The organism is Hymenobacter sp. 102 (assembly GCF_049949205.1).
GTDB lineage: Bacteria > Bacteroidota > Bacteroidia > Cytophagales > Hymenobacteraceae > Hymenobacter.
The window spans coordinates 2,947,584-2,957,500 of sequence record NZ_CP188172.1; the positions used below are offsets into that span (position 1 = coordinate 2,947,584).

The 9,917-nt window shown below is 57.4% G+C and carries 6 protein-coding genes, 1 tRNA gene and 1 rRNA gene (1 of these 8 only partly in view); 6 read left to right on the forward strand and 2 right to left on the reverse strand.

Translation table 11 applies throughout. The features are described 5' to 3' along the window. Positions 1–107: 107 nt before the first annotated feature. On the reverse strand, positions 108–2,027 hold the full coding sequence (gene nagB / locus ACN19L_RS12600) for a glucosamine-6-phosphate deaminase (protein WP_426489854.1): 1,920 nt from the start codon (positions 2,025–2,027) through the stop codon (positions 108–110). Between the two features lie 367 nt (positions 2,028–2,394). On the opposite strand from nagB, the gene ACN19L_RS12605 reads away from it, so the two are divergent. Further along, the gene (locus ACN19L_RS12605; RefSeq protein ID WP_426489855.1) at positions 2,395–2,766 is read left to right on the forward strand and encodes a hypothetical protein; all 372 of its coding nucleotides are present in this window, start codon (positions 2,395–2,397) and stop codon (positions 2,764–2,766) included. A 64-nt stretch (positions 2,767–2,830) separates the two neighbouring features. On the opposite strand, the gene ACN19L_RS12610 is transcribed toward ACN19L_RS12605, so the two are convergent. Continuing rightward, positions 2,831–2,903, reverse strand: a tRNA-Phe gene (locus ACN19L_RS12610). Positions 2,904–3,083: 180 nt separating this feature from the next. On the opposite strand from ACN19L_RS12610, the gene ACN19L_RS12615 reads away from it, so the two are divergent. The 5 genes from ACN19L_RS12615 to ACN19L_RS12635 form a co-directional block, all read left to right on the forward strand. Beyond that, positions 3,084–4,481, forward strand: coding sequence for a 4Fe-4S dicluster domain-containing protein (locus ACN19L_RS12615; protein ID WP_426489856.1), 1,398 nt, complete (start codon positions 3,084–3,086; stop codon positions 4,479–4,481). 129 nt (positions 4,482–4,610) lie between these two features. After that, on the forward strand, positions 4,611–5,507 hold the full coding sequence (locus ACN19L_RS12620; RefSeq protein WP_426489857.1) for a (Fe-S)-binding protein: 897 nt from the start codon (positions 4,611–4,613) through the stop codon (positions 5,505–5,507). A gap of 167 nt (positions 5,508–5,674) precedes the next feature. Further along, positions 5,675–6,175 (forward strand): hypothetical protein, encoded by a 501-nt coding sequence (locus ACN19L_RS12625; RefSeq protein ID WP_426489858.1) that lies wholly within the window; start codon positions 5,675–5,677, stop codon positions 6,173–6,175. Between the two features lie 99 nt (positions 6,176–6,274). After that, positions 6,275–8,206, forward strand: a complete 1,932-nt coding sequence (locus tag ACN19L_RS12630) for an OmpA family protein (RefSeq protein ID WP_426489859.1) — start codon at positions 6,275–6,277, stop codon at positions 8,204–8,206. A gap of 1,179 nt (positions 8,207–9,385) precedes the next feature. Further along, positions 9,386–9,917, forward strand: a 16S ribosomal RNA gene (locus tag ACN19L_RS12635); it runs 983 nt beyond the window's last position.

Consider the following 9,917-nt stretch of genomic DNA (forward strand, 5'->3'; position numbering starts at 1 on the left):
CCAACCGTATGTGCACAACTGTGGCGCTTCGGCCCGCCAACAATGCCGGCCGAAGCGCCACAATACAATATCGGCAGCCAAACGCCCGGCCGGGAGCCAAAAGTTCATCAGAAGTGCCAGCGCACGAAAGCTTCAATGCCCTCGTACTCGGGGAGGCCCAGCTGGTCGTAGAGGCGGGCAGTGGTGCGGTTGCGCTCCTCGGCCCGCTGCCAGAACTCACGCTGGTCGGCCCCTGGAAACAGCGGGCGGTCCTTCTGGCTCTGGTGCTTGAAGATGGCCCGGCGCTTGCGCGTGAGTTCCTGCGGCGACAGGGGCACGGCCATTTCAATCTGGTCCACGTCCCATTCCTGCCAGGCTCCGCGGTACAGCCACACCCGGCAGTCGTTCAGCCACGGCGTACCAGCCGCCTTCAACCGCCGGATGGCCTCAAATATGGCGGCCAGGCACACCCGGTGCGTGCCGTGCGGATCCGATAGGTCGCCGGCGGCGTACACCTGCTGGGGCTGCACCTGGTCGAGCAACTCCATCGTCAGCCGAATATCTTCCTCGCCGATGGGCTTCTTGCGCACCCGGCCGGTTTCGTAAAAGGGCAGGTCCTGAAAGTGGATGTTCTGGTCGGGAATACCGGCGTAGCGGCAGGCACTCTTGGCCTCGCCCCGTCGGATTAGTCCCTTAATCTGCTGCACTTCTTCCGAATCTACCTGCCCCGGCCGCTTGTTGCGCAGAAAGTCGGCCACGCGCAGGTAGAGGGTTTCGGCGGGTTGCTCATCCAGCCGGAACATCTCGTCGTACTCGGCCACAAACTCGGCAAACCGGATGGCCTCGTCATCAAACACGGCAATGTTGCCGGAGGTCTGGTACGCCACGTGCACGTCGTGGCCCTGGTCGACCAGCCGTAATAATGTACCCCCCATGCTGATTACGTCGTCGTCGGGGTGGGGCGAGAAGATGAGGACGCGCTTCGGGAAGGGGGCTGCCCGTTCGGGGCGGTCCGTATCGTCGGCGTTGGGTTTGCCACCCGGCCAGCCCGTAATGGTGCGTTGCAGCTGCCGGAACACCCGAATATTGATGTCGTACGCCAACCCCGATTCGGCCAGCAGCTCCGAGAGGCCATTTTCATTGTAGTCCTCATCAGTGAGCTTGAGGATGGGCTTTTGCAGCGTACGGGCCAACCACGTTACGGCTTTGCGCACGGTGGGCGCGTGCTGCCAGTTTAGCGTGCTGCCCACCAGCCAGGGTGTTTTCATGCGGGTCAGCTCGGCCCCGGCGGCCTCATCCAGCACCACCTGCACCTGCGGGTGCTGCTGCAGGTACGTGGCCGGCACCGAGTCGGTCATCTCGCCTTCTACCATGCGTTTTACCACCGCCGCTTTGCCCTCGCCCCAGGCCAGCAGCACAATGTGCCGGGCTTCCAGAATAGTACCCACGCCCATTGTAATGGCCCGGCGGGGCACGTTTTCCTCCCCGTAGAAGTCGGAGGCGGCATCGGTGCGGGTAATGTGGTCGAGGGTAATCAGGCGGGTGCGCGACGCGGCCCCCGAGCCAGGCTCGTTAAACCCGATGTGGCCGGTGCGGCCAATGCCCAGCACCTGCAAATCAATGCCCCCGGCTTCCCGGATCTGCTCCTCGTAGCGCCGGCAAAACGGGCCCACCTGCTCCTGCGGTTGCGTCCCATCCGGAATGTGCACGTTCTCCGGCCGGATATCGATGTGGTCGAACAGATACTCGTGCATGAAGCGCACGTAGCTCTGTAAGGAGTCGGGCGCCATGGGGTAGTATTCGTCCAGGTTGAACGTCACCACATTCTGGAAGCTCAGCCCCTCTTCCCGGTGCAGGCGCACCAGCTCCTCATACAGCCGGGTAGGGGTGGAGCCCGTGGCCAGCCCCAGTACGCAGGTACGCTGCTCGGCTGCCCGCTGTCGGATCAGCTCGGCAATTTGCTGAGCCACTGCCACCGACGCTTGTTCGGAATCGGGGTAAATGGTGGTGGGTAGGCGTTCCGCCCGGAGTTCTGGAAAGGTGTACATACAGGATGGGAACTGGTGAATGACACCGGAAGTAGGCAGTTCCACCGGAAATACACCAACAATCGGCTTAAATCTTTTTGTGTCAGGCATAAACGAGCCGTACCGCAGAAGTTTTTTCGCGCGGGTGTCTTCTGCTCTCGGTCACATTTAAGCACAATTCCGTCACTTTCCGTAGCTGGTTGGTCCCGATTATGTTCCCTGCCAGGCGAGGAAGGCACCACCGGCTCTGGGAGCTGGCAGCGCCGTAGCCTGGCTATGTGTCACAAATGGTCCATAGTGTTCCTTTCCCCCATCCCGGCTAGCCTGCACCTTGCATCTCCTGGCCGCCCGCTCACGGGTGGTTGCACCGTTCCATCCCTTTTCAGCTATGCATACAACTACTACTAAAGACGCGTATTTGCAGGAGCTCGGCTTCATCCGAATTTCCCTGTATCAGTCGTGGAATTGCCCGGTAGGTAATGCCGAAGCGGCTTTCCTGCCGGCTTCGGATATCCGCTACCTGCACCAAACCGTGGCCGCCGACGGCACTCGCCTGTATGCCTACGCCTGGGTAGAAGAGCCAGGGTTGCTGCTGACTACGGAACGGCATATTTCGGCTCTGGAGCACATAGTGGGAGAGCTGGAAACCGATGACTTCACCCAACTGGGGCACTTGCTCGAAAAGTTTTTCCAGCGGCATGGAGGGCGCGGGCCGTTGGTTGCTTCCGTCGTGTACCGGCCCCAGCCCATGCTTTCATAAGCGGGGTAACCCGACCGGATAGAAAACAAAAAACCCTCTCGGCGTGATGCTGAGAGGGTTTTCGTGGTAATGGTTGGAATCGAACCAACGACACCAGCATTTTCAGTGCTGTGCTCTACCAACTGAGCTACATTACCAGCTCTTGGCTCCCCGAAGCGGTTGTCGCTGTTGGGGAGCACAAAAGTAGTAAAGGTTTTTCAACCTGCAAGAGCTCCGGTAAATTTTTTTCGGTAACGAAACTAACGACTGTAAAAACTGTAATTTGTTATGCATACCGAGTATATTTCGGGCTGAACCCCAAACCTACCCAAATTCCCGTGCACTTTTCCATCCAAAACATTCTCTTCCTGCTGGTAGCGGTAGCAGGCTTCGGCCTGTTTGCCTGGCAGGCACGGAAGATTCGGGCCAATATCCTCGTCGGGCGCGACCGGGATATGAGCGGCCACACCTCCGAGCGTCTCTGGAAAACACTGCTGGTCGCCTTCGGGCAGCAGAAGATGTTCAAGCGACTCACACCGGCTATTCTGCACCTGATTGTTTACGTTGGCTTCATTGTTATTAACATTGAAGTGCTCGAAATCATGGTGGATGGCCTGTTCGGAACCCACCGATTCCTGCAGTTTCTCGGCCCGGTGTACTCGGCTCTGACCGGTACCAACGAGGTGTTGGGCGCGCTGGTGGTGCTGGCCGTAATAGCCTTCTGGTGGCGCCGCAACGTGGGCGTGGTAAGCCGCTTCACCGGCCCCGAGCTGCGGGCCTGGCCCAAACTGGATGCCAACGTGATTCTCTACGTGGAGGTGATTCTGATGGGGGCCCTGTTTCTGATGAACTCCGCCGACCTGAAGCTGCACCAGCTGGAGGGCAAAGACCTGCCCGGCGCGTTTCCCATCAGCCAGTTCCTCACGGGCCTGCTGCCCGAAAACCTCACGGCCCTGGAGGTACTGGAGCGTGTGGGCTGGTGGGCGCACATTGTAGGTATTCTGCTGTTCCTGAACTATCTGCCCAGCAGTAAGCACTTCCACATCATCATGGCTTTCCCGAACGTGTTCTACTCCCGGCTGGTGCCGCAGGGGCAGTTCTCGAACGTAGACAGCATCACCCACGAGGTGAAAGCCATGCTGGACCCCAGCTACCCGGTGCCCGCCCCACCCACCAACCCCGATGGTTCAGTTGCCGCGCCCACACCCTTCGGGGCCAAAGACGTGGACGACCTGGCCTGGACCAACCTGCTCAACGCCTACTCCTGTACCGAGTGCGGCCGCTGCACCTCGGTGTGCCCGGCTAACCTCACCGGCAAGCTCCTCTCGCCCCGCAAAATCATCATGGATACCCGGGATAGGGTAGAAGAGAAATACAACTCGCCGCTGATTTTCCACCCCAACCTCTACGGCAAGGAAGCCAAGCATACTCCTCAGGAGCAGCTCGATAAGGAAAACCACACCCTGCTGCGCGGCTACGTAACCCCCGAGGAGCTGTGGGCCTGCACCACCTGCAACGCCTGCGTGGAAGCCTGCCCCGTCAACATCAACCCCCTGGAAAGCATTGTGGAAATGCGCCGCTTCCTGGTGCTGGAAGAGTCGGCCGCGCCCAACTCCCTGAACGTGATGTTCAGCAACATCGAAAACAACGGTGCACCCTGGGCCTTTTCTCCCTCTGACCGCTTCAACTGGGCCGACGACCTGTTCGTGGCCGACAAAACAGCCGTGACGGCTTAGGATAGTCAGAACGTCATGCAGAGCAGAGCGAAGCATCTCGCGTGCTGACGTTACATCTAGTAATCAGACATCAGCATGCGAGATGCTTCGGCTGCGCCTCTGCATGACGACCTTAACACCCCAATTACAATGGCTGAGCAAACTGCCAAGCGTCCCGTATCTGTTCCGCTGATGGCCGATCTGGCTGCCCGCGGCGAATCGCCGGAAATCCTGTTCTGGGTGGGCTGCGCCGGGGCCTTCGACGACCGGTACAAGCGCGTAACCCGCGCCTTCGTTCGTATTCTGGAGCACGTGGGCGTGAGCTACGCCGTGCTGGGCATGGAGGAGTCCTGCACCGGCGACCCGGCCAAGCGCGCCGGCAACGAGTTCCTGTTCCAGATGCAGGCCATGACCAACATTGCCACCCTCAACGGCTACGGCATCAAGAAAGTGGTAACGGCCTGCCCCCACTGCTTCAACACTATCAAAAACGAGTACCCCGCGCTGGGTGGCGAGTTTGAGGTGATTCACCACAGCACCTTCCTGCAGCAGCTCATCAACGAGGGTAAAGTGACGGCCAAAGGCGGCGAGTCGTTCAAGGGCCGCCGCATCACCTTCCACGACTCCTGCTACCTGGGCCGCGCCAACAACATCTACGAAGCCCCCCGCGAGGTGCTGGAGGTGCTCGACGCCGACCTGCTGGAGATGAAGCGCTGCAAAACCAATGGCCTCTGCTGCGGGGCCGGCGGGGCCCAGATGTGGAAAGAGCCCGAACCCGGCAAAAAAGACGTGAACGTGGAGCGCGCCGAGGAAGCCCTGGCCACTCTCGATGGCAACGCTGATGTGCTGCTGAACCTGCAGGGCGTGGAGAGTACTGCTCCCGTGCTGCCTGCTGGCTCCAACCGCGGCGGCAGCGTTATTGCCGTGGCCTGCCCCTTCTGTATGACGATGATGGCCGACGGCGTAAAGAACAAGGAGCGGGAACAGGACGTACAGGTATTCGACTTGGCCGAGTTGATTGCCTCCGCCGAAGGACTCAACGCGTAATAGTGCCTACTGCTTAGTTGGCAGTGCGTAGAGGTATAATTTTCTGCAATGAAAAAATTGCAGCCCTAGGCCCTACCACCTAAGCTCTATCACCCAATTGCAGCCCCGCGCCGGAACTTCCGGCCGGGGCTCTTTCTTTGTACCAATAGTAGCCTTTCTCTTGCCCTATGTACGTTCCCTTCGATCAGCTCCCGGCCTCCGCCCGCTTGTGGATTTACCAAGCCAACCGCCCCTTCACAACTGCCGAGGTAGAGGCTCTGCAGCCTGCCTTGCAGCAGTTCGCGGCAGAATGGACCAGCCATGGCCGGGCCCTGCAAGCGTCGGCCGTCATTCTGCATCAGCAGTTCTTGGTCATTGGCCTCAATGAAGCCGTTGCCGATGCCAGCGGCTGTTCCATTGATGCGTCGGTGCGGTTTGTGCGGCAGGTGGAGGAGCAACTCGGGGTTGAGCTGCTGGATAAATCCCAAATGGCTTTTCTGCTCGATAATAAGATGCAGTTATTTACACGCACTGAACTGAAACAAGCGGTAGAGGCAGGCCTTATTGGACCCGGTACGCCCTATTTCGACAATACTATTGCCACGCAGCTGCAGCTGCAAACCAAATGGCCTGCTCCGGCCGTTACCACATGGCTGGCCCGGTATTTTAAGGCAACCAGCAACGCGTAGTTCCCGAAAAGTAAAATTCGCGGAATCAGTAGTATTATTAACACCTACTTACCGCGTAACCAGCTCCCGGCCGTTGCGTACGGTATCATCCCGTCCTCTATGAAACACTATTTCCTTTCCTGTCTATTCGCTGGCAGTGCAGTAGCACTGGTTGGCTGCGCCACCTCCGATGGCCTGTCGAAAGCGGACAAGCGTTTTACCCGGGGAGAATACGAGTCGGCTATTGCGCTTTATAAGGCTGATGTAGCCAAAGGCAAGAATGTAGCTATGGCTAACTATCGACTGGCCGAATCCTACCGCCTCTCAAACCGTATCGACCAGGCCGAGCCGTACTATAAAGCCGCACTGGATGCCAAGGTCAAAAATGCCGACGCCGGCTATTACTATGCCCAGGCCCTGCGTGCCAACGGTAAGTTTGAGGAAGCTGCCCTGCAGTTCGAGAAATACGCCGATGCTGGTGCCAACCGCACCCTGGGTGCCCGCGCCGAGATAGATGCTAAGAATGCCCGCGCGGCTACGTCTATCGTAGCCATGCAAACCAACAACGAGGTGATGCCTCTCGACCAGATCAATACCCCGGCCGCCGAGTTCAGCACCACCCGCATACCGGATACCCGGGAACTGGTATTTGCCTCTGGTCGGGAAGGGAAAGTGTATCCCGGCAACGGGGAAGGATTTAATGATCTGTACGCCATCAAATTCGACGACGAGCAGAAGATGACGGGCGGCACCGTGCGTAAGCTCGACCCCATCATCAACTCTGCCGACAGGCACGAGGCCAGCGCCACCTACTCGCCCGATGGTAAGATGATGGTGTTTGCCCGTTCCAATAATGGCTCCAAGAAAGGCTACCTGAGCGTTGATTTGTGGGGCTCTTACTACCGCAACGGCGCTTGGACCGAGCCCGAAATTCTGCGCGGCCTCAACAGCAGCACCGCGGATGAGTTTTCGCCCGTCTTCTCGCCCGATGGCCAGACACTTTACTTTACTTCTACCCGTAAGGGCGGATTGGGCGGCAACGACCTGTATAAGTCGAGTATGGAAAGTCCCGGCCGCTTTTCTACTCCCGAAAACCTCGGCGACGTAATTAATACGCCCGGCAACGAAAACTTCCCGGCCGTCGCCCCCGACGGCACCTTGTACTTTTCCTCCGACGGGCATCCCGGCCTAGGCAAGCTCGATATCTTTAAGGTAGAGAAAGGAAAGGTGGTGAATCTGGGCGCACCCATCAACAGCAACGGCGACGACTTTGCTCCTTACTTTACGGATAAGAAGATGGGGGTACTATCCTCCAACCGGGCCGGTGGCAAAGGTTCCGACGACTTATATCTGTTTCGCGAGAAGCCCATCAAACTGGTGACCTTTTATGCTGATGGTACATTAGTGGAGCGTAACGACAGAACCGGCGAAACAGCCCCGGTCGCTAGCGAAACAGTTACCCTCTACAATAGCCAGGGACAGAAGCTGCAGGCAGTAACCACCGGCCCCGACGGTAAATTCAGTATGAAGCTGGATACTGCCACGGCGAGCTATTCACTTATCGCCAACCGTAGCGGATATTTCACTGCCCGCAATGCTCTCAGCACCATCGGTCGCCGCCCGGCGCAGGATGCCCTGCCTGATCCAATGAATGACGTAAGGGTGCCCGTGACACTCACGCTCACTAAAATCGTGAAAAACAAAGCTATTGTCGTCGATAATATATTTTACGACTACGACAAGGCCGATATCCGCCCCGATGCTGCGGTAGAACTGGATAAACTTGTAGAGACGCTTAACGACAATCCCAAAATCACCATTGAGCTAAGCTCCCACACCGACTCCCGAGGTAAGGATGCCTACAACTTAGCCTTATCCCAGCGCCGCGCTGAGTCTGCTGTAGCCTATATAGTCTCCAAGGGAATCGATAAATCCCGCATTACGGCCAAAGGATACGGTGAAACCCGCCCGGTGCTCAAAAACGCCAAGACAGAGGAGGACTACCAGCGCAACCGCCGCACCGAATTCAAAGTGACCAAGATTGCCGAGTAAGGCCAGAGCAGCAACATATAAAAGGAGGGCCCGATTCACTTTTGTGAACCGGGCCCTCCTTTTATATAGATGAGTAAACAAGAGGCCTGAATCATTAGGCAACGCGTAGCACCGCCTTGTTCTCAGTTTCAGATACCATCAAATACTAAGAGCTTTCAACAAAACCTCAACGCAACGCCGCCTCACGTGGCTGAAGCATCTCTCAAGAAGCTGGAATCTGGTTTTGTCAGAAACTTCAAGTGCATTCAGTGGCGCTGCACAGCAACTTTCATGCAGCGGACAACTCTCATTGAGGTGAGCCCTAAAATTAATCTCGCTGATACTGTGGCAGAACAGGCGGATCAGCGGGCCTTGAACGGGTTTTTTGGCCCCCGGGTTTGGAAATCCGGGCGCAACCCGCCACTTTTGCACTCCCAATCCGAAACGCGGAGCGGGCCGCTGCCACCCCCTTCGGGCCACCAGCGCGAAACGTCTTCTTCGCCTGCTGGCCCTTTTAGTCGCCCACGGCTTTCCGTATGAAAGGCCCGGTGAAAAAAAGTTAGCAACCGGGGTTGCACAAGTCAGCAAGAAGTTGCTACCTTTGCACCCCGCTTCAACCGGAGGCGCTTGCTGCGAGTCGAAACCGCAAAACTTTTTTCGGTCAGGTTCTTGGAAAAAGGCAGAACAACATCGTAGCTTTGCAGCCCGGTTTCGAACGAGAAACGGGCACGGGGAACCGGAAACGAAGAAAAGAGCGAAAAACTTTTTCTTCCCCGGTTCTTGGAAAAAGCAAAAACGGTGTTACCTTTGCACCCCGCTTCAACCGGAAGCGAGTCACACTGAAAACCGAATGCTTTGCGAAGTTCGCTTCGAAAAAAAGTTTTTCAGAAAGGCTTGCAGAAAGCAAAAAGCTGCTTACCTTTGCAACCCGCTTCGATCGGAAGGGGCTACCAACACGAATACTGCGCCGCTTGCGAGCGGCCCACGGTTACTTCCACTGCGAAGTGACAGACGTTCTTTGAATGACTGGAAAAGACAAAAACGGTAAGCGGCTTCGCTTCCGAGTAATCGGAATAACGAAGTCGGTTTTACAGGTTTTCAAGCGAATCATGGGATGAGCCCACCAAGAGCTCGTCAACATATACGAGTCGGATCAGCACTTGACATCAGCCAGGCTTCGGCCTGGTGAAGAAATTTCTTACAATGGAGAGTTTGATCCTGGCTCAGGATGAACGCTAGCGGCAGGCCTAATACATGCAAGTCGAACGGGCGGTAGCAATACCGCTAGTGGCGCACGGGTGCGTAACGCGTAACCAACCTGCCCTTGACTGGGGGATAGCCCGCCGAAAGGCGGATTAATACCGCATAACCTCGCAGTGTGGCATCACACAACGAGTAAAGATTTATTGGTCAAGGATGGGGTTGCGTGACATTAGCTAGTTGGCGGGGTAATGGCCCACCAAGGCGACGATGTCTAGGGGACCTGAGAGGGTGATCCCCCACACTGGCACTGAGATACGGGCCAGACTCCTACGGGAGGCAGCAGTAGGGAATATTGGGCAATGGGCGAGAGCCTGACCCAGCCATGCCGCGTGCCGGATGAAGGCCTTCTGGGTTGTAAACGGCTTTTCTCAGGGAAGAAAACGACCATGCGTGGTACACTGACGGTACCTGAGGAATAAGCACCGGCTAACTCCGTGCCAGCAGCCGCGGTAATACGGAGGGTGCAAGC